This window comes from Sphingomonas beigongshangi (assembly GCF_016820445.1).
In the GTDB taxonomy this organism is placed as follows: Bacteria; Pseudomonadota; Alphaproteobacteria; order Sphingomonadales; family Sphingomonadaceae; genus Sphingomonas; species Sphingomonas beigongshangi.
Map to the genome: position 1 here is coordinate 313,340 of NZ_JADHDT010000001.1, position 19,272 is coordinate 332,611.

16 protein-coding genes are annotated in these 19,272 nt (G+C 70.6%); 8 read left to right on the forward strand and 8 right to left on the reverse strand.

Features of this window, described 5'->3' with window-relative positions:
• Positions 1-2: 2 nt before the first annotated feature.
• A complete protein-coding gene (locus tag IQ292_RS01555) occupies positions 3-1,208 on the reverse strand; it encodes a trans-sulfuration enzyme family protein (protein ID WP_203308547.1) in 1,206 nt (401 codons plus the stop codon).
• Positions 1,209-1,305: 97 nt separating this feature from the next.
• Here IQ292_RS01555 and IQ292_RS01560 point away from each other — a divergent pair, with 97 nt between their 5' ends.
• Positions 1,306-2,538, forward strand: a complete 1,233-nt coding sequence (locus tag IQ292_RS01560; RefSeq protein WP_338057564.1) for a phospholipid carrier-dependent glycosyltransferase — start codon at positions 1,306-1,308, stop codon at positions 2,536-2,538.
• 70 nt (positions 2,539-2,608) lie between these two features.
• Here IQ292_RS01560 and IQ292_RS01565 read toward each other — a convergent pair whose 3' ends face one another.
• From IQ292_RS01565 to IQ292_RS01580, 4 genes are all read right to left on the reverse strand, one after another.
• The gene (locus tag IQ292_RS01565) at positions 2,609-3,454 is read right to left on the reverse strand and encodes a hypothetical protein (RefSeq protein WP_203308549.1); all 846 of its coding nucleotides are present in this window, start codon (positions 3,452-3,454) and stop codon (positions 2,609-2,611) included.
• Between the two features lie 156 nt (positions 3,455-3,610).
• Positions 3,611-5,071: an efflux transporter outer membrane subunit gene (locus IQ292_RS01570; protein ID WP_203308550.1), complete on the reverse strand. Its 1,461-nt coding sequence runs from the start codon at positions 5,069-5,071 to the stop codon at positions 3,611-3,613.
• Positions 5,068-8,283, reverse strand: coding sequence for an efflux RND transporter permease subunit (locus IQ292_RS01575; protein ID WP_203308551.1), 3,216 nt, complete (start codon positions 8,281-8,283; stop codon positions 5,068-5,070). Before IQ292_RS01575 ends, IQ292_RS01570 begins: the two co-directional genes overlap by 4 nt.
• On the reverse strand, positions 8,280-9,542 hold the full coding sequence (locus IQ292_RS01580; RefSeq protein WP_203308552.1) for an efflux RND transporter periplasmic adaptor subunit: 1,263 nt from the start codon (positions 9,540-9,542) through the stop codon (positions 8,280-8,282). The genes IQ292_RS01575 and IQ292_RS01580 overlap by 4 nt, the downstream gene beginning before the upstream one ends.
• A 95-nt stretch (positions 9,543-9,637) precedes the next feature.
• Between IQ292_RS01580 and IQ292_RS01585 the strand changes: the two genes are divergently transcribed.
• The 5 genes from IQ292_RS01585 to IQ292_RS01605 are packed head-to-tail and all read left to right on the forward strand — an operon-like array spanning position 9,638 to position 14,615.
• The gene (locus IQ292_RS01585) at positions 9,638-10,327 is read left to right on the forward strand and encodes a response regulator (protein WP_203308553.1); all 690 of its coding nucleotides are present in this window, start codon (positions 9,638-9,640) and stop codon (positions 10,325-10,327) included.
• The gene (locus IQ292_RS01590) at positions 10,324-11,661 is read left to right on the forward strand and encodes a sensor histidine kinase (protein WP_203308554.1); all 1,338 of its coding nucleotides are present in this window, start codon (positions 10,324-10,326) and stop codon (positions 11,659-11,661) included. Before IQ292_RS01585 ends, IQ292_RS01590 begins: the two co-directional genes overlap by 4 nt.
• A 19-nt stretch (positions 11,662-11,680) precedes the next feature.
• The gene (recO, locus tag IQ292_RS01595; protein ID WP_203308555.1) at positions 11,681-12,412 is read left to right on the forward strand and encodes a DNA repair protein RecO; all 732 of its coding nucleotides are present in this window, start codon (positions 11,681-11,683) and stop codon (positions 12,410-12,412) included.
• A gap of 59 nt (positions 12,413-12,471) precedes the next feature.
• Complete coding sequence (gene leuB, locus IQ292_RS01600) at positions 12,472-13,521, forward strand: 3-isopropylmalate dehydrogenase (RefSeq protein ID WP_203308556.1); 1,050 nt, start codon at positions 12,472-12,474, stop codon at positions 13,519-13,521.
• Positions 13,518-14,615 (forward strand): glycosyltransferase, encoded by a 1,098-nt coding sequence (locus tag IQ292_RS01605; RefSeq protein ID WP_203308557.1) that lies wholly within the window; start codon positions 13,518-13,520, stop codon positions 14,613-14,615. Before leuB ends, IQ292_RS01605 begins: the two co-directional genes overlap by 4 nt.
• Positions 14,616-14,672: 57 nt before the next feature.
• Here the strand turns inward: IQ292_RS01605 and nudC are convergent, their stop codons facing one another.
• From nudC to mutY, 3 genes are read right to left on the reverse strand one after another with little or no spacing between them, the layout of a single operon-like run.
• Complete coding sequence (gene nudC, locus IQ292_RS01610; RefSeq protein WP_203308850.1) at positions 14,673-15,524, reverse strand: NAD(+) diphosphatase; 852 nt, start codon at positions 15,522-15,524, stop codon at positions 14,673-14,675.
• Between the two features lie 44 nt (positions 15,525-15,568).
• The gene (locus IQ292_RS01615) at positions 15,569-16,930 is read right to left on the reverse strand and encodes a serine hydrolase domain-containing protein (protein WP_420853639.1); all 1,362 of its coding nucleotides are present in this window, start codon (positions 16,928-16,930) and stop codon (positions 15,569-15,571) included.
• Complete coding sequence (gene mutY / locus IQ292_RS01620) at positions 16,930-18,000, reverse strand: A/G-specific adenine glycosylase (protein ID WP_287977479.1); 1,071 nt, start codon at positions 17,998-18,000, stop codon at positions 16,930-16,932. Before mutY ends, IQ292_RS01615 begins: the two co-directional genes overlap by 1 nt.
• Positions 18,001-18,026: 26 nt before the next feature.
• On the opposite strand from mutY, the gene IQ292_RS01625 reads away from it, so the two are divergent.
• Entirely contained in the window at positions 18,027-18,548 is a 522-nt protein-coding gene (locus IQ292_RS01625; RefSeq protein WP_203308558.1) for a DUF721 domain-containing protein, read from the forward strand.
• A gap of 6 nt (positions 18,549-18,554) precedes the next feature.
• Positions 18,555-19,250 carry a DsbA family protein gene (locus IQ292_RS01630; RefSeq protein WP_203308559.1) on the forward strand — a complete coding sequence of 232 codons (696 nt, stop codon included), beginning with the start codon at positions 18,555-18,557 and terminating at the stop codon, positions 19,248-19,250.
• Positions 19,251-19,272 lie beyond the last annotated feature (22 nt).

The following is a 19,272-nucleotide window of genomic DNA, read 5'->3' on the forward strand; positions in this document are numbered from 1 at the left end:
CCTCACAATCCGGCAATCTTCAGGGCCTGGTCGAGGTCGTCGATCAGGTCCTGCGGATCCTCGAGGCCCACGTTCAGCCGCAACATGCCCTCTGTGACGCCCATCTCCGCGCGCGTCTCCGCCGACACGCCGGCATGCGTGGTCGACGCGGGATGCGTCATCAGCGAGCGCGAATCGCCGATGTTGTTGGAGATGTCGATCAGCAGGAGCGCGTCGAGCAGCGCATGCGCCTGCTCGCGCCCCTGGACTTCGAAGGCGAAGATGGGTCCGGTCGCGCGCATCTGGCGCATCGCGAGATCGTGCTGCGGATGACTGGGCAGACCGGGGTGGAGGATGCGGGGTACGCGCGCCTCGAGGAATCGGCCGACCGCCAGCGCGTTTTCCGACTGGCGCATGATCCGGAGATCCAGCGTCTCCAGCCCCTTCAGCACCACCCAGGCATTAAACGGGGAGAGCGTCGGGCCCGTGTTCCGCGTGAACGGCAACAGCGTGTTGGTGATGAAATCCTCGGTGCCGCACACCGCCCCGGCGAGCACGCGCCCCTGCCCGTCCATCATCTTCGTCGCCGAATAGGCGGTCACGTCGGCGCCGAAATCCATCGGCCGCTGCAGCGCGGGCGTGGCGAAAGCGTTGTCGACGACGGTCGTGATGCCGCGCTCGCGCGCGATGGCGCAGATCGCCGCCAGGTCGGCGACGTCCATCGTCGGATTGGCGGGCGTCTCGAAGAAGAAGACCTTGGTCTCCGGCCGGACCGCGTCGAGGAATTGTTGCGGGTCGCGCGCATCGACGATCGACGTCGCAATGCCGAACTTTGGCAGCAACGTGTCGGTCAGCCATCGGCACGACCCGAACGCCGCCCGACCACCGACCAGATGATCGCCCGCCTGGAGCTGGCAGAGGAGCACTGCGGTCATCGCGGCCATGCCGCTCGCCATCGTGCGGCACGCCTCCGCGCCTTCCAGCAGCGCGATCCGCTGCTCCAGCATTTCGACGGTCGGGTTCTGCAGGCGGGAATAGGTCATCCCCTGCTGCTCGCCGGCGAAGCGCGCCGCCGCGTCCGCCGCCCGGTCGTAGGTGTAGCCGGAGGTGAGGAACAGCGCCTCGCTCGTCTCGCCATATTCGCTGCGCGCGGTGCCGCCGCGCACCGCGAGCGTCGCGGGGCGCCACGACTGGGTGATCGAACGGTCCTGGCCTGCCTTGCGCTTCATGGCGTCCGCTTTGCCGGGAAGACGCGCGGGGAGCAAGGGTCGCGGGAGGACGCGTGTCGCCTTGCCAAGCGCCGTGCCAACGGGAACAACGTGCCGCGTGCGTGTCCTCTCCCGTCCCCTTCCCGCTGCTGCCGCGATCGGGCTCCTCGCGCAGGGACTGTTCAGCTGGCGAATTGCCACGCCGCACAGCTATGTCTTCGACGAGATGCATTACGTCCCCGCGGCGCAGGTGCTCGGACGGCTGTGGGGGCCGACCAACACCGAACATCCCCTGCTCGGCAAGACGCTGATCGCGCTCGGCATTCGCGTGTTCGGCGACGATCCGGTCGGCTGGCGTGCGCTGTCGACGCTGGCGGCGACGGGCGTGGTGCTCGGGGTGTTCGCGATCCTGTGGCTCGGGCTCGGCCGGCTGCGGCCGGCGGTGATCGGGTCGCTGCTGACGCTGCTCGACTTCACCGTCTTCGTGCAGGCCCGGATCGCGATGCTCGACGGGTTCATGGCTGCCTTCGTCGTGCTCGGACTCGCCGCGCTGCTCTGGGCGATGCGTGGCGCGGGAGCGGCGGCGTGGTGGCGCTGGCTACTCGGTGCCGTGTTGCTGGGGCTTGCGGTCGGGTGCAAGTGGACCGCCCTGACCTATATCCCGCTCGCCGGAGCCGGTTTCCTGGTGTTGCGGCGCGGCCGGACGGATCGTTGGGGAGGCATGCCGTGGTGGGCGGGCCTCGCCATCCTCGGCGTGGCGAGCGCGCTCGTCTATTTCGCCACGTTCTGGCCCGCCTTCCTCTACGCCAGTGCGCCGCTGACGCTGGATCGGCTCCTGCCCTTCCAGCTCGATATGTATCGGCAGCAGACGGAGGTGCTGCCACCGCACAGCTATCAGTCAGCCTGGTACAGCTGGCCGTTCGACTATCGCCCGATCTGGTATCTCTACGAACGGGCGGATGGCGCGCAGCGCGGCATCCTGATGCTCGGCAACCCGGCGGTGATGTGGGGCGGCCTGGTCGCGGTGGCTGCCTGCCTCTGGGCAGGAATGCGCGCGCGAGCGGCGGCGCCGACACTCGCGGGACTGTTATGGGCCGCCAGCATCGCGATGTGGGCGATCATCCCCAAGTCGCTCGGCTTCTTCTATTATTACTATCTGTCGAGCATCTGGCTCGGCATCGCGATCGCGGTCGCCCTCGATCACTGGCGCACGAAGCTGGCCTATTGGGACGAAGGCTTTCTACTGCTGTCGGCGGTGCTGTTCGTCCATTTCTACCCGATCCTCGCCGCCACTGCGCTCGACGGGCCGGGCGCCTTCCATCGCTGGATGTGGCTGCAGAGCTGGATCTGACGGTCGACCGGCGCCTGATCCACCTGCATGGCAGCGCCGCCGCGCCGATCCCGCGCGGCTGGACCGCACATCAGGGCGTCGTCGCGGCGGGCATCGGAGCCTGCGCCTCGGGCGGAGATGCGGGCGTCGTGGCCTGCGTCGCGGGCGCCGGCGTTTCGGCGGCCGCCGTCGGTGCCTGCGCCTGCGCCCCCGCGTCCGCGGTCATCGCCGCGCCTTCGCCCGGCACCGGCACCTGCGCGATGGCAGCCGCAGGCGCGGGCTGCGGTGGCAGCGTCGGGACCACCGGCGGCGGCGTCACCCGTGGCTCGTAATAGTCGCGCCATTTCTCGAACGCGCCGAAGAAGGCGATGAACGGATGGTCGAGCCGGCCGAGCGAGCCGCGCGCAAAGGCGGGAAGATCGGCATCGGAAACGTTGAGCACCGCGGCGATCTCCTGTCGCGCGACGGCGCAGAACGCGACGCGCAGCGCCGGCGCGCCGTAGAAATTGTACAGCCGCGTCTGGTTGGCGTCGAAAGCCGCTTCCCAGTCGCTCCAGCCCGTGTCCGCCCATTCGTCGCGATATTTCTTGACGTAGCGGTCGAGACCGGCGGCATGGCCGACGAGCCAAGCGTTATACGGCCCGACCACCCCGCCGCCCGCGCCGTCGCACGCCAGCGCGGCGACATTGAGCGCGCCGCGCAGGTGCCAGACCGCCGCCGCGTCGGTCATCCGGAAATTGGGCGTGACGAAGGTGCCGTCCTCGCGCTTGTCCGGTATCTCCATTCCGGCATAGCCGCCCGCGGGCATCGTCGGCGGTGGGGGTGGCGGCGGCGGCAGCGTGGCGACGACCGGCGGCGGCGCGACCGGCGTCGCGCAGCCGGCGAGCGCCAGCACGGGCGCAACGATCAAGAGCCAGCGCACGCGGATCGTCGTCATCGTAACGTTCAAACCTCCTGCCACCGCGGCCAGGCCGCGACGGAGCCCGCCCGTCGAAGGCAGGCACGATCGTCGATGCGTCGCTAGACGCCGACGTCCGAACGCCGCAAGCGCCGCCGCGATCCCCCGCCCCGGGCGCGCGGCGACCCGCGCCGATCAGCGCGGCGGCGGAGCCTGCGTCGCCGGTGTCGCGATCGGACCACCCGCCGCCTGGAAGATCGCCACCGTGTCGGTCAGCCGCGCGGCGCGCGCCTGGATCAGCTGCGCGCGCGCCTGCGCGTCCGCACCGGTCGCGTTCAGCAACTGGAGCGATCCGACGCTGCCCAGCGCGAGCTGCCGCCGCGCGAAGGTCAGCGCCTGCGTCGCCGCGTCGCTCGCGCGGGTCGCGGCCGTCAGCGCGTCCGCATCGGTCTGCAGGCCCGTCAGCGCATTGGCGACGTCGCCGAACGCCTGGAGCACCGCCGCGCGATATTGCGCCTTGGCCCCTTCCAGCGCCGCCTCGGCGGCCTTCTGCTGATGGCGCAGCGCACCACCGTGGAAGATCGGCTGGGTGATGCCGCCGATCAGGCTCCAGAACGGATTGCCGGTCGCGAACAGGTCGCCGAACCGCTGCGCCGCGCCGCCGGCGCTGGCGCTGAGCTGGATGCTCGGCAGCCGCGCGGCGATGGCGGTCCCGACATCGGCGCCCGCGCCGACGAGCTGGGCCTCGGCCGCCTGCACGTCGGGACGGCGCGCGACGATGTCGGACGGCACCACCGCGGGCAAGGTCTCGGGCAGCGTCAGCGAGGCCATGTCGGGCAGCGCCGGCAGCGGCGACCCCGCCGCCCGACCGATCAGCGTGCCGATCAGCACGCGCTGCTGCGCCTCCGCGCGGATCAGCGGCGGCAGGACGCCCTCTGCGGTCGCGAGCGCCGTCTGCTGCGTCGCCACGTCGGCGAGGCCCACGTCGCCAAGTCGCTGGCGCTGCTGGATCTTGCCCAATATGTCGCGATTCACGCGGATGCTCGTCTGCGCCGCCGCGATCTGCTCCGCGAGGCTCGCCCGCGTGATCACGGCGGTGACGAGGTTGGCGACCACCGTCATCCGCGCCGCGTCCAGGCGATGCGCCTGCACCGCCGCCGCCGCGCGCGCCGACCGCAGGCGATTGCGGTTCAGGCCGAACAGGTCGACGTCATAGGTCACCGTCGCCTGCGCGGTGTGGAGCGTATAGAGCTGCTGGTTCTGGTCGGCCACCGCCGGCGACAGCGCGTTCGATACGCGCGTCCGCTGCGCCTGGTAACTGGCATCGGCCTGCGGCAGCAGCGCGGCGCCGGCGACACGCGCCTGCTCCCGCGCCTGACGCAGCGTCGCCTCCGCCACCGCCACGTCGGTGCTGTGCGCCAGCGCCTCCGCGACGAGGCCGTCGAGCGACGGGTTGCGGAAGGCGGTCCACCAGTCGGCGGCAACCGCCGTCTCCCCCGTCGCTTGTGCCGGGCCACCGATCGGCGCGATGCGCACGGCCGCCGGCGCGGGCGGCAGCGCCGCATGCGGATCGAGATCGCGCGGCCCGATGCTGCACCCGGCGAGCAGGCCGGCCAAGCCGAGCTGGGCCAGCGCGCGCGTCTTCCCATGCGTCATGCCAGCGCCTCCCCGTCCTGTGCGAGCGGATCCCCGTCCCCGGCTTCACGGACGTCCTCCGCATGACTGACGTCGCGGCCATGCGCGCCGCGCAGGTCCGGCGGCACGCGACGCGAGAAGCGCGCGATCAGCACCGGCAGCAGCAGCAGGATCAGCACGGGCGCCAGCGTCATGCCGCCGACCACGACGAGCGCGAGCGGCTTTTGCACCTGGCTGCCGATGCCGTGCGACAAGGCGGCGGGGAGCAGGCCGATCGCCGCGACGAGACAGGTCATCACCACCGGGCGCAGGCTGTTGCGGACCGTGGTCGCCAGCGCCACGTCGGGATGCGCGCCGTCGTCGATCGCGTTGTTGTAGGTCGTGACGACGAGGATGCCGTCCATCACCGCGATCCCGAACAGCGCGACGAACCCGATCGCCGCGGAGATGCTGAACGCCGTGCCGGTCAGCGCCAGCGCGATCACACCGCCGACGATGGCCATCGGAATGGCGCTGAACGCCAGCAGGCTGTCGCGGATCGAGCCGAAATTGGCGTAGAGCAGCAGCAGGATGACGATGAGGCTGATCGGCACGACGATCTCCAGCCGCGCGATGGCGTTCTTGAGATTGTCGAGCTCGCCCGCCCATTCCAGATGGTAGCCGGCGGGCAGATGGACGTTGCGCTGGATCCGCGTCCGCGCCTCTTCCACCGCGCCGCCCAGGTCGCGCCCGCGCACCGAGAATTTGATCGGTATGTAGCGTTCCTGATGCTCGCGGTAGATGAAGGAGGCACCCGTCGTCAGCTTGATGTCGGCGACTTGCGACAGCGGTACCTGGATCGTGCCGGTCCCGTCGGGTGCCGGCGCCGCGATGGCGATCTGGCTGACCGATTCGATCGAGTCGCGCTGCGCCGGCTTCAGGCGGACGACGATCGGGAAGTGGCGGTCGGTCCCCGCCTCGTACAGGTCCGACACCGAATTGCCGCCGATCGCCGCCGCCACGGTCGCGTTGACGTCGTCGGGCGTCAGACCGTAGCGCGCCGCCTTCAGCCGATCGACGTCGATGCGCACCGTCGGCTGGCCCAGCGACTGGAATACGCCAAGGTCGGTGATGCCCTGCACCTTGGCCATCTGATCCTTGATCTGATCGGCGTATTTCTCGAGCGTCGGCAGGTCGGGACCGAACAGCTTGATCGAATTGGCGCCCTTCACGCCGGACGCGGCCTCCTCGACATTGTCCTCGATATATTGGGAGAAGGAGAAATCGACGCCGGGGAAGCGCTGCTGCAATTTCTTCGACAGCTCGTCGGTCATCGTCTCCTTGGTGACGCCGCTGGGCCAGGTGTCGAAGGGCTTGAGCGGCACGAAGAATTCGGCGTTGAAGAAGCCGGTCGAATCGGTCCCGTCATCGGGCCGGCCCTGCGCCGACAGGACGGACTGCACCTCCGGATAGCGCATGATGATCCGGCGCACCTGGTTGACCATCGGCTGCCCCGCCTCGAGGCTGATCGACGCGGGCATGGTCGCGCGGATGTACATGTTGCCCTCTTCGAGGTGCGGCAGGAACTCGATGCCCAGCGAGCGTATGCCGACCACCGCCAGCAGCAGCATGATGACGCCGCCGCCGATCGCCAGGACGCGGTTGCCGAGCGCGAACGCCGCGGCCGGTTCGTAGGCGCGCCGCAGCTTGCCGACGATCCACGTCTCCACCTCCGACAGCTTGTCCGGCAGCAGCAGCGTCGACAGCACCGGCGCGACGGTGAAGGTCGCGAGCAGGCCGCCGGTGATCGCATAAGCGTAGGTCTTGGCCATCGGGCCGAAGATATGGCCTTCGACCCCGGTGAGCGTGAACAGGGGCAGGAAGCTCGCGATGATGATCGCCGCCGCGAAGAAGATGCCGCGGCTGACCTCGCTCGATGCCCCCAGTACCGCGGAGAAGCGGTTGGCGACCGTGTAATGCCCCCTGCCGCTTTCGACGTGCGCGGACCGTTCGACCATGTGGCGGAAGATATTCTCCACCATGATCACGCTGGCATCGACGACGAGTCCGAAGTCGAGCGCGCCGACCGACAGCAGATTGGCGCTCTCCCCCTGCAGCACGAGCAGCAGGATGGCGAAGGCGAGCGCGAAGGGAATGGTCGCGGCGACGATCACCGCGCTCCTGAGATTGCCGAGGAAGACCCACTGGAGCGCGAAGATCAGCAGGATGCCGACCACCATGTTCTCCAGCACGGTGTGGATCGTCAGGTTGATCAGGTCGGAGCGGTCGTAGATCCGTTGCAGCTGCACGCCGGGCGGCAGGATACCGGACGCGTTGATGTCGGCGACTTCCTTCTGCACCGCCTTGATCGTCGGCATCGACTGGGCGCCGCGCTGCATCAGCACGATCCCCTGCACGATGTCGTCCTGGTCGTTGTAGCCCGCGATGCCCAGCCGCGGCGCGTTGCCGATCGTCACATGCGCGACGTCCTTCAGAAGGATGGGCTGGCCATTGGCCGTGCCGACGAGCACGTTCTCGATCCCGCCGACCGACTGAATCAGGCCCACGCCGCGCACGATCGCCGCCTGGCTGCCGAAGTTGATCGTCTGGCCGCCGACGTTGCCGTCGCTCTTTGACAGCGCCGTCAGCACCGCCGGGATCGAGACGTTGTGCGCGACCAGCCGGTCGTTGTCGATGACGACGTCATAGGTGCGCAGCTTGCCGCCCCAGCCGGTCACATCGATCACGCCCGGAATACGCTTGAACCGGCGGTCGAGGATCCAGTCCTGGATCGTCTTCAGGTCCATCACCGAATAACCCGGCGGCGCGGTCAGCTTGTATCGAAAGATCTCGCCCACCGGACTGGTCGGCGAAATCGACGGCTGTGCACCCCCGGAAAGTGGCGGCAACTGTGACAGGCGATTGATGACTTGCTGTTTCGCCTGTTCGTTGGTGTAGTCGTAGGTGAACTGGATCTTGATGTCGGACAGGCCGAACAGGCTGATCGCGCGGATCGCCGTCATATGGGGGATGCCCGCCATGCCGACCTCGATCGGAATAGTGACGTTGCGCTCCATCTCCTCCGCGGACAGCCCCTTGGTCTGGGTGATCACCTCGACCATCGGCGGGACCGGATCGGGATAGGCCTCGATGTTCAGATTGGCGAAGCCGATCACGCCCGCGACCAGCATCGCGACGAACACGCCGACGATCAGCAGCCGCTGGCGCAGCGCGAAGGAGACGATGCGGTTCATTCGCCCAGGCCCGCTTCGTTCACGAACAGCGCGCCCGCGGTGACGATCCGCTCGCCTGGCTTCAGGCCGTCGGTAATCGACACCTGTCCGTCGGTCGAATCACCCGTGCGCACGCTGCGCGCGGCGAGCAGCCCGTCGGGCCTAACCACCCAGACGCGCGCCGCGTCGCCCTCGTGGATCACCGCCGCGGCGGGAACGCGGATCGCCTCCGCCTGTTGGCGGCTGCGGATCGCGAAGCTGGCGAACATCTGCGGCTTCAGCGCGCCATCGGGGTTGGCGATGGTGGCACGGACCGGCAGGCGATGCGTCTGCGGATCGAGGGCCGCGCCGACCAGGTCGATCGTCGCGTAGAAGGTCCGCCCCGGCAGCGCCGGCGTCGTCACGGTCACCGTATCGCCGAGGTGGACGTCGCTCGCGTCGCTCTCCGCGACCTGCGCGACCAGCCAGACGCGCGACGGGTCGGTGATCGTCATCACCGGCTTGTCCCCGCCCTGCGACACATATTGTCCCGCGGCCACGTCGCGCGATGCGATCAGGCCGCCGATCGGGGCGTGCAGCGTCGTGACGTCGTGGATGCCCGACACCTCGCCGACGCTTTCCAGCCGCGCGATCTCGGCCTGCGACTTGCCCAGGATCGACAATTTGTCGCGCGCCGCGCCCAGCGACGCCGCCGCGGTGCGTGCGCTCGCCTGCGCCGCGACCAGATCGGCGCGCGCCTGCTGATAATCCTTCAGCGCGCCGCCCGCGGTCTGGTAGATCTGCTGCTGGCGGTCCGCGGTACGCTGCGCCGCGCCGAGTTGCGCCTGTGCGTTCTGATAGGCCGCGCGCGCGGCGAACAGCCCGCTGCGCGCGTCGACGAAGTCGCTCGTCTTGATCAGCAGCAGCGGCTGGCCCTGCTTCACGCGCTGGCCCGCATCGGCAAGCACCCGCACGACCTGACCCGAATAGGGCATCAGCACCGGCGTCGACCGGTTGCCGTCGACGGTGATCGCGCCGGTCGCCAGCGTCCGCTCGCCCGTCGCCGCCACGCCGACCCGCATCGTCGTCAACGACGCCATCTGCTGCGGCGTCAGACGCAGCGTGCCCGGCGGCGTGGTCGGGGCGGGTGCGGGCTCATGGTGCGTCAGCTTGCCGACGATCAGTACGAGCAGGGCGATCCCGACGAGCACCGCCGCGACGATCCCCAGCCAGCGGACTTGCTGCGGACGCGACAGCGTCCGGGTGGGGGGCAACGGTTCGGCGGGGGTAGAAGCGTGCATTCGGCGGTCCTGACGATATCCGACTGGCCCCGATACGGTCGCTTCCTTACAAGCGGCTTACGGATGCTGCGCTGCGGGAATGGGAGAGCCGGGTTTTGCGGATTTTGCTGGTCGAGGACGACCCCGACCTTGCGCGCGAACTTGCCGATGCCCTGGAACGGCGTGGCATGGCGGTCGACCGCGCCCGCGACGTGGAGGAGGGGGAAGCCTTCCTGCGCGCCGGCGCACACGACGCGGTGCTGCTCGACCTGGGGCTGCCCGATGGCGACGGGCTTGCGCTGCTGCGCGGGCTGCGCGCCCGTGGCGTGACGCGGCCGGTGCTGCTGCTCACGGCCCGCGGCGCGGTGGAAGCGCGGATCGCGGGGCTCAACGCGGGAGCGGACGATTATCTGGTCAAGCCGTTCGACACCGACGAGCTGCACGCCCGCATCCTCGCCGTCCTGCGTCGCCAGGGCGGCTATATCGGCGAAACGCTCGGCTGCGGGGCGCTCACCTTCGACATCGCCGCGCGGCGCGCGCGCATCGGCGAGACGGTGCTGACGCTGTCCGCGCGCGAGACCGAACTGCTCGAGCTGTTGCTCCGCCGGCAGGGCAGCGTCGTGCCCAAGCGACTGGCGGAAGACCATCTGTTCGGCGTCGGCGGCGATCTGGGCTCGAACGCGATCGAAGTCTATGTGCACCGCCTGCGCAAGCGCCTGGGCGACGCCGGGGGCGGCGTGCGGATCGAGACGGTGCGCGGCGTCGGCTACATGATCGCGCCCGACCGGACCGGCGCGCCGGCATGACGCACGGACGGTTCGCGGCCCGGCTGCGGCGCCTCTGGCCACGGTCGCTGTTCGGCCAGTTCATCGCGTTGCACGTCATCCTCGGCATCGTCGCCGCGGCGGTGCTGTCGCTCGGTGTTTCCGTACTGCTCAACCGCACCGCGCGCCATTATCAGCGCGACCTGCTCGTGCAGCAGGCGACGGCGGCGGAACATGTGCTGGCGCGCCGCCCCGATGCGACGATCGTCGCCGCGACCGACCTGCCGGTCAGCGGCCTGTCGATCGCGGTGCTCGACGCGCGCCGCCGCGCGCGGATCGTCCACGGCCCGGCCCGCCGCGCGATCATCGCCGCGGCGCCGCTGACGCGCGAGACGGTGTTCTTCCATCGCGGCAGCGTGCGGGCGCTCAGCCGGCCGTTCCGGGCCGGATGGATCGTCGTCGCGCAGGATTCGGACGCGCCCCAGGTCGTCACCGACGATATCGTGCGCGTCTTCCTCACGCGGTTCGCGCTGCTGCTGCTGCCATTCGCGGCGTTGCTGCCGCTGATCGGTGCGCTGCTCACCCGGCGGCTCACCCGGCGGATGCGGACCGTGTCCGCGATCGCCGCGGGGATCGGGCCGCGCGCGATCGACCAGCGCCTGCCGCGCGGCACGCTGCCGCTGGAGGTGGAGCCGCTCGCCGTGGCGACCAACGCCGCGCTCGACCGGCTCGAAAAGGGGTTCCGCGCCCAGGCCGCCTTCGCGGCCGACATCGCGCACGAACTGCGCACGCCGCTGGCCATCGTGCGCCTGCGCGCCGAAAAGGTCGCGGACGAGGAGCAACGGCGCGCGTTGCTCGACAGCCTCGACCGCAGCTCGCGTGTGGTCGGCCAATTGCTCGGCCTCGCGGATCTCGAACGCCGGGTCGAGGACGCGGGCACGCGTATCGATCTCGCCGCGCTCGCCGAAGAGGTCGTCGCGTCCCGCGCCCCCGCGATCCTCGCCGGCGGTCGCACCATCGCGCTCGACGATCGCGGCGCGATGCCGCTCCACGGCTTTGCCGGCCCGCTGACGCTGGCGCTGGAGAATCTGGTCGACAATGCGGTCCGCCACACGCCGCAGGGAACGCATATCACCGTCATCGTCGGCCCCGGCACCCGGCTGACCGTCAGCGACGACGGCGATGGCGTGCCCGCCGAACAGCGCGCGCGGCTGTCCGAACGGTTCTTCCGCGGCGATGCGCCGCGCACGGAGGGGCATGGCATCGGCCTGTCGATCGTCCAGCGCGTCGCGGAGGCGCATCACGGCACGCTCGCCATCGCCCCGGGCGAGGATGGTCGCGGCATCGCCTTCACGCTGCGTTTCCGCGGCGCCTGACCGCGCCTATATCGCCGTCATGCATCGCGTCGCCGAAGCCCTGGTCCTCGCCGTTCGCGCACATGGCGAGCATGGCGCGGTGGTGCGTGCGCTGACCCGCGACGACGGGGTACAGCCGGGCTATGTGCGCGGCGGCCGCTCGCGCGCGCTGCGTCCCATCCTGCAACCGGCGAACGCGATCCGCGGCGAATGGCGCGCGCGCACGGGCGAACAGCTCGCGGCGCTGACCGTCGAACCGCTGCACAGCCGCGCCGCGCTGCACGGCGAGCCGCTGCCCGCCGCCGCGCTCGCCTGGATCGCCGCGCTCACCGCCGCCGCCCTGCCCGAGGCGCAGCCCTATCCACGGGTCTATGACGGCCTCGCCGGCCTGCTCGACGCGATCGAGGCGGCACCGAGCGCACGCGGCTGGGCGGCGGCGCTCGCGCGCTACGAGCTGCTGCTGCTCGCCGAACTCGGCTTCGGCCTGGACCTCAGCGCGTGCATCGTCACCGGCGCCACGGCCGACCTTGGCTTCGTCAGCCCCAAGAGCGGCGCCGCCGTCAGCGGCGCGGCGGCCGCGGGCTATGAAAGCCGGCTGTTCCCGCTGCCCCCGTTCCTGCGCGACGGCGGCGTCGCGGACTGGCCGGCGGTGTTCGAGGCGCTCCGCATCACCGGCCATTTCCTCGCGCGGGACCTGCTCACCGACCGCCGCGCCGACACCATCGCCGCGCGCGCGCGGCTCGTCGACCTGATGCAAAGGGCGGTTGCCTGATCGGCCGCCCGTCGCCATGAAGCCGCGTCGGCACCAACCGCATGACTGGAAAGGCGTTCATGGCCCTCGTAGCAATCCTCGCCGGCGACGGCATCGGTCCGGAGGTGACGGCGGAGGCGCGGCGCGTGCTCGAGGCGCTCGACCTCGACCTGTCGTTCGAGGAGGCGCCCGTCGGCGGTGCCGGCTATGAAGCTGCCGGCCATCCGCTGCCGCCGGAGACGCTGGCGCTCGCCCGCCGCGCCGATGCCATTTTGTTCGGCGCGATCGGCGACCCGCGCTACGAAAGGCTCGACCGGCACCTGCGCCCCGAGGCCGCGCTGCTCGGCCTGCGCAGTCGACTAGGCCTGTTCGCCAACATTCGCCCGGCGACGATCTTCCCTGCCCTGACCCATGCGTCGTCGCTCAGGCCAGAGGTGGTCGAGGGCCTGGACATCGTCATCGTCCGCGAACTGACGGGCGACGTCTACTTCGGCGACAAGGGGCAACGCACCACCGAGGCGGGCAAGCGCGAGGGCTACGACCTGATGCGCTACGACGAGGACGAGGTGCGCCGCATCGCCACCGTCGGCTTCGAGATGGCCAAGCGTCGCAAGCGCAAGCTCTGTTCGGTCGACAAGGCGAACGTGCTGGAAACGTCGCAGGTCTGGCGCGACGTCGTGATCGAGCTGTCCGCCGCCTATCCGGAGGTCGCGCTGACGCACATGTACGTCGACAATGCCGCGATGCAGCTGGTGCGCGCGCCGACGCAGTTCGACGTCATCGTCACCGGCAATCTGTTCGGCGATATCCTGTCGGACCAGGCGAGCATGTGCGCCGGCTCGATCGGCATGCTGCCCAGCGCCTCGCTGCGCGCCTGGAGCGGCGACACCGGCATGTACGAGCCGATCCACGGCTCCGCGCCCGATATCGCCGGGCAAGGCAAGGCCAATCCCTGCGCGGCGATCCTGTCCGCCGCGATGCTGCTGCGCCATTCGCTGGACGACGAGGCGTCGGCGCAGCGGATCGAGACGGCCGTGGCCCGGGCGCTGGACGGCGGTGCGCGCACCGCCGACCTTGGCGGCACGCTGTCGACGCGGGCGATGGCGGACGCGATCCTCGCCGCGCTATGAGCGACCTGCTCGAGATCGCCGTCGTCATCCCGACGTTCAACGAGCGTGCGAACGTCCCGACCCTCGTGGCAAAGCTGGACCAGGCGCTCGTCGGGCGGCAGTGGGAGGCGATCTTCGTCGACGACGACAGTCCCGACGGCACAGCCGATGCCGCGCGCGAGATCGCCCGGCTCGACCGCCGCGTCCGCGTGATCCAGCGAATCGGCCGGCGCGGCCTGTCGTCCGCCTGCATCGAGGGGATGTGCGCGACCGCCGCGCCCGTGGTCGCGGTGATCGACGGCGATCTGCAGCATGACGAGACGCTGCTGCCCGCGATGCTCGACCTGCTGCAACGCGACACGGAGCTCGACGTCGTCGTCGGCTCGCGCTTCGTCGCGGGCGGCGGCACGGGCGACTGGGATCGCGACCGCGTCGCCAAATCGGCCTTCGCGACCAAATTGTCGCGCCGCGTGCTGAAGGGCGACCTGTCCGACCCGATGAGCGGCTTCTTCGCGATCCGCACCGACCACGTCCGCCGCCTCGCGCCCGACCTGTCGGCGATCGGGTTCAAGATCCTGCTCGACCTGATGACGACGTCGCCGGAGCCGCTGCGCTTCGCCGAGCTGCCCTATACCTTCCGCCTGCGGACGGAGGGGGAGAGCAAGCTCGACCACGTCGTCGCGATGGAATATCTGATCGCGCTCTACGACCGGATGTTCGGCCATGTCGTGCCGGTCCGCTTCGCGATGTTCTCCGGCATCGGCGTGCTGGGCGTCGGCGTCCACATGGGCGTGCTCGGCGCCGCCTTGTCGCTCGGCGCGGATTTCCTGCTCGCACAGATCCTCGGCGCGATGAGCGCGATGACCTTCAACTTCTTCCTCAACAACACCCTCACCTATCGCGAACGGCGCCTGAAGGGGTTCCGCAAGCTGTTCGACGGCTGGGTATCGTTCTGTATCGTCTGCTCGGTCGGACTGATCGCCAATATCGGCATCGCCGCCTTCCTGCACGACTTCCGCGACGGCAGCGCGGCCGGCTCCGCACTGGCCGGGATCCTGGTGGGCGCGGTGTGGAACTACGCGCTGTCGTCCAAATTCACCTGGGGGCGGTATTAGGGCCTGGTCCGGCACGGCTGGATCGGCGCGGTACCGGCCCGCACGCGTCTGCGCGCCTCAATCTCGCTCCGCCGCCCAGATGCTCAACAGCGTGTGCGCAATCGCATAGGGCGGCGGCGGCAAAAACGCGCCCGCCTCGCCCGCCAGCACCCGGCGTACCGCGTCGCGCGGCACCCAGATCGCATCCTCCAACTCGTTGCGGTCGAGCGTCAGCGCATCGTCGTCGGCGACCGCGACGCAGGCGATCATCAGCGACGAGGGGAAGGGCCAGGGCTGGCTGGCGACATAGCGGACGTCGCGGACGCGGACGCCGGCCTCCTCCGCGATCTCGCGCGCCACCGCCTCTTCAATCGATTCGCCCGGCTCCAGGAACCCCGCGAGCGCGGAATAGCGGCCCGGCGGAAAGCTCGGCTGACGGCCGAGCAGTGCGCGCCCGTCATGTTCCGCAATCATGATGACCACCGGGTCGACGCGCGGAAAGTGTTCGGTGCCGTCGGCGTCGCACCTGCGCCCCCAGCCGGCGCGGAAGACGTGCGTCGTCGCGCCGCAGCGCGGGCAGAAACGATGCCGCGCGTGCCAGTCGAGCAGGCTGCGCGCCGCTGCATAGACCGCCGCCTCGCCCGGCGCGAGCGCGCCAAGGATCGCCATCAGCTGCGGATTGCGCATCGCCGGCGCCGTGCCTTCCGCGCCGGCCGGGGGGATTGCGGCAAGGTGTGCGCGTCCGTCGCCGTCGAGGCCGAGCAGGGCGAAATCCGCGCCATCGGGAGCTTCGGCGATGCTGCCCCAGCACAGGTGGTCGCCGTCGACCGCAGGCATCAGCCCGTCGAGGCGGAGCAGCCGCGCCGCGGGGGTCAGCAGCGCCGCGAAGGCATCGGGATCGTGGCGGATAGCGTCGGCGCGGTCCAGCATGCCGCCGGTGAAGCCCGGCGTCGGGCGCTCCCGGGTCGACGTGCTCACGGGCGCAGACGCGTCAGGTCGCCGGCGAAGGCGGCGACGGTCTGTTCGCGGACCGGCCAGCGATCGGCGGGGAAGTAATTGACCATGATCGTGCCGCGGATGCGCTTGACCGGATCGACGAACGCGACCGTCCCGGCCGCGCCTCCCCAGCCGTAGGTGCCCTTGGACGGGACGCCGGCCGGGCCGTCGGCAAGATACACCGATCCGCCCGCGCCGAACCCCATCGGCGTCGCCGCGCGCGTGCCGCCGGTATTGCCCGCGACGCCGCCGAAGGTGACGCCGGCGGGCAGCAGGTTCGACATGGCGAGGCGGACCGTCTCCGGCTTCATGATCCGCACCCCGTCCAGCGTGCCCTGATCGGCGAGCATGTGCAGGAAGCGATCATAGTCGCGCGCCGACATGACGAGTCCCGCGCCCCCGTAGGGGAAACTGGGCGGCTTCAGCCACACAGAGGTCGCGCCCGGGTCCAGCGGCGTCAGCTGGTCGCCGACGAAGGCGTAATTGGTGGCGAGCCGCGCAGCGTCCTGCGGCGGCACCGTCCAGAAACTCGACGTCATCGCGAGCGGGTCGAAGATGCGCTGCTGGACGAAGCGGTCGAACGGCTTGCCGGACGCGATCTCGATCACCCGGCCCATGATGTCGAGGCCGATCGAATAATGCCAGCGCGTGCCCGGCTGGTAGACCAGCGGCAGCGTCGCGACGCGGTCGGCGAAGGCGGCGAGCGTCGCGGGTCGCGTGCGGCGGGCGAGCGCCTCGACCGGCGTGTTGACCGCCGCCGGCACGATTCCCTGCGCCTCGTAGAGCTTGAGCAGCGGCCCCTGCGCATTGATGTTGTAGCCGAGGCCGGAGGTGTGGGTCAGCAGTTCGCGGATCGTGATCTGGCTCTTCGCCGGCTCGCTGTCGAGGCTGGTATCGGGGCTGGTCAGGACGCGCATCTTCGCGAAGGCGGGGATATATTTGGACAGGGGATCGTCGAGCCCGATCTTCCCCTCCTCGATCAGGATCATCGCCGCCATCGCCGTGACCGGCTTCGTCATGGAATAGACGCGCCACAGGCTGTCGGGCGTGACCGCGGCGGCACCGGCGTCGGTGGCGATCCGGCCGGCCGCGATGAATTGCGTCGGACGGTCCCCGATGCCGAAGGCGGCGACGATGCCGGGCATCTTGCCGTCGCGGACATAGCCGTCGAACAGCGCCTGCGTCCCCGGGAAGGCGGCATTCGCCCGCGCCGGCACGGCGTCGGGCGCGGGCACGCGGGCCGGCAGCGGCCGCGCCTCCTGCCGCAGCGCCTGCGCTCCGAGCGTGGCGGTGCCCGCGAGCGCGACAAGCGCCGCGCCGATCATCACTGGAACGCGCATCAGTCTTCCCTCCTCATGATCGCGGCCGCAGCCTTGGCGAAGACGGTCGGCAGCCCCGCCGCCCCCAGGTCGGCGATCGGCCACCATTCGCCGTCCGCCGCGTGATGCGCGTCCGCCGACGCGACGGCAAGCGCCAGTTGCAGGTCGAAATGCGTAAAGCCGTGGTCGACCACGATGTTGCGCATCTGCCAAGCGGCATCCGCCGGAGCGTCCGCGAGGCCGGGCGGCTCATCCTGCCAGGGTCCCGTCGGCAGCGCGCGCATGCCGCCGAGCAGCCCCTTGTCGGGCCGACGGACCAGCAGCACGCGGCCGTCCCGTTCCAGCCAGAAGATCGTGCCATGCCGCTGCGGCTTTGCCTTCTTCGCGGCCTTGGCGGGCAGTGCCGCCGCCACCCCCTCGATCTGCGCCCGGCAGTGCGATTGCAGGGGACAGAGCAGGCACTTGGGCGCCCTCGCCGTGCAGATCGCGGAGCCGAGATCCATCATCGCCTGCGCGAAGTCGCCCGCGCGCCGGGCCGGCGTGATCGTGTCGGCCGCCGTGCGGATCGCCGGACGCGCGGCGGGCAACGTCGTGCGGATCGCGAACAGCCGCGCGACCACCCGCTCTACATTGGCGTCGACCACCACCGCCCGCTCGCCGAAGGCGATCGCCGCCACCGCCGCCGCCGTATAGGCGCCCAGGCCCGGCAGCGTGCGCAATTGCGCCTCCGTCCGTGGGAACGCCCCGCCATGGTCCGCGACCACGGCACGTGCCGCCTTCACCAGGTTGCGCGCGCGGGCGTAATAGCCCAGCCCTGCCCAGGCGGCCATGACGTCCGCCTCCGCCGCCGCGGCGAGGCTGGTGAAGTCGGGCCAGCGCTGCGTCCAGGCGAGGAAACGGGGCGTCACCGCGGCGACCGTCGTCTGCTGCAGCATCACCTCCGACAGCCAGACGCGATACGGGTCGGGCGTCTCTCCCGGCCTGGCGCGCCACGGCAGGTCGCGGCGATGGCGGTCGTACCAGGCGAGGAGCAGCGGCGCGATATCGCCGGGGGCGGCCGTATCCGCTGGGTAAAGGCATGTAGCGTCCACGCTTTCGCTATGGCATGGAGCGGCGGATGAGCAAGCGCGGCCGCGCCCCCGAAATGGAATCCCCCCGGCAGAACCGCGCCCGCGCGGTCAGCGAGCTGCTGCCCGCGGTCGGCGGCGCCGCCTTCCGCCGCTTCGGCTTCGTCCAGAGCGCGCTCGTCAGCCACTGGCCCGAGATCGTTGGGGAGCGCTGGGCGGGGGCGTCCGCGCCCGAATCGCTGCGCTTCCCGCCGGGCAAGAAGGCGGACGGGACGCTCACGGTGACGGTGCGCGGCAGCCATGCGCCGATGATGCAGCATATCGCGCCGGAGATCGTCGAGCGGGTGAACCGCTTCTTCGGCTATGCCGCGGTCGCGCGCCTGACGCTGCGGCAGGGCGAGGTCGCGAAGCCCGTGCGCCGCGCGCCCGCCGCCGGGGCGACCCTGCGCCCGGTGCCCGCCGATCTGGGCGAGGGATTGAAGACGATCGCCGATCCCGAATTGCGCGCCGTGCTCGAATCGCTTGCCGCGGGCGTCGCCGCCACGCCGCGCGGCCTGCCGAAGATAGGATAGGTTCTCATGCGTCCCCTCGCCGCCGGTCTCGCCGTCTTCCTCGCCGCCGCCGCGACGGCCGGCGCACTGGTCGCGGCCGCGCCCGCGACGGACTGGGCCGGCCACGCGACGCAGACCGCCAAGGGCGCGTTCGTGCTCGGCAATCCCGCCGCCCCGATCAAGCTGGTCGAATATGGCAGCTACACCTGCTCCCATTGCGCCGAATTCTCGAAGTCGAGCGAGGCGGCGCTCAAGGGCCAGATGGTGCGATCGGGCAAGGTCAGTCTCGAATACCGGCACCTGATCCGCGATCCCGCCGATCTCGGCGCGGCGATCCTGGCGCGCTGCACGGGCACCAGGGGCTTCTTCCCGACCAGCGCGATGATCTTCGCGACGCAGGAGACGTGGCTGCCCAAGCTCGCCAGCTACGCCCAGGCGCATCCGGAGCTCGATGCCAAGCCGGGGATCGCGCAGGCGCGCGCGCTCGTCGACGCTGCCGGGCTGACGCAGGCAGTCCGCGCGCGCGGACTGACCCCGGCGCAGATCAACGCCTGCTTCGCGGACAAGGCCGGGGTCGACCGGATCACGGCGATGACCGGCGACGCGCCGATCGAGGTCCAGTCGACGCCGACCTTCTACATCAACAATCAGCTGCAACCGCCGATGGCGTGGGAGCAGCTCGCCGCCGCCTTGCGCGCCAAGGGCGCGCCGGCGGGCAAGTAATCGTCCAGTCCCCTTCGTGGAG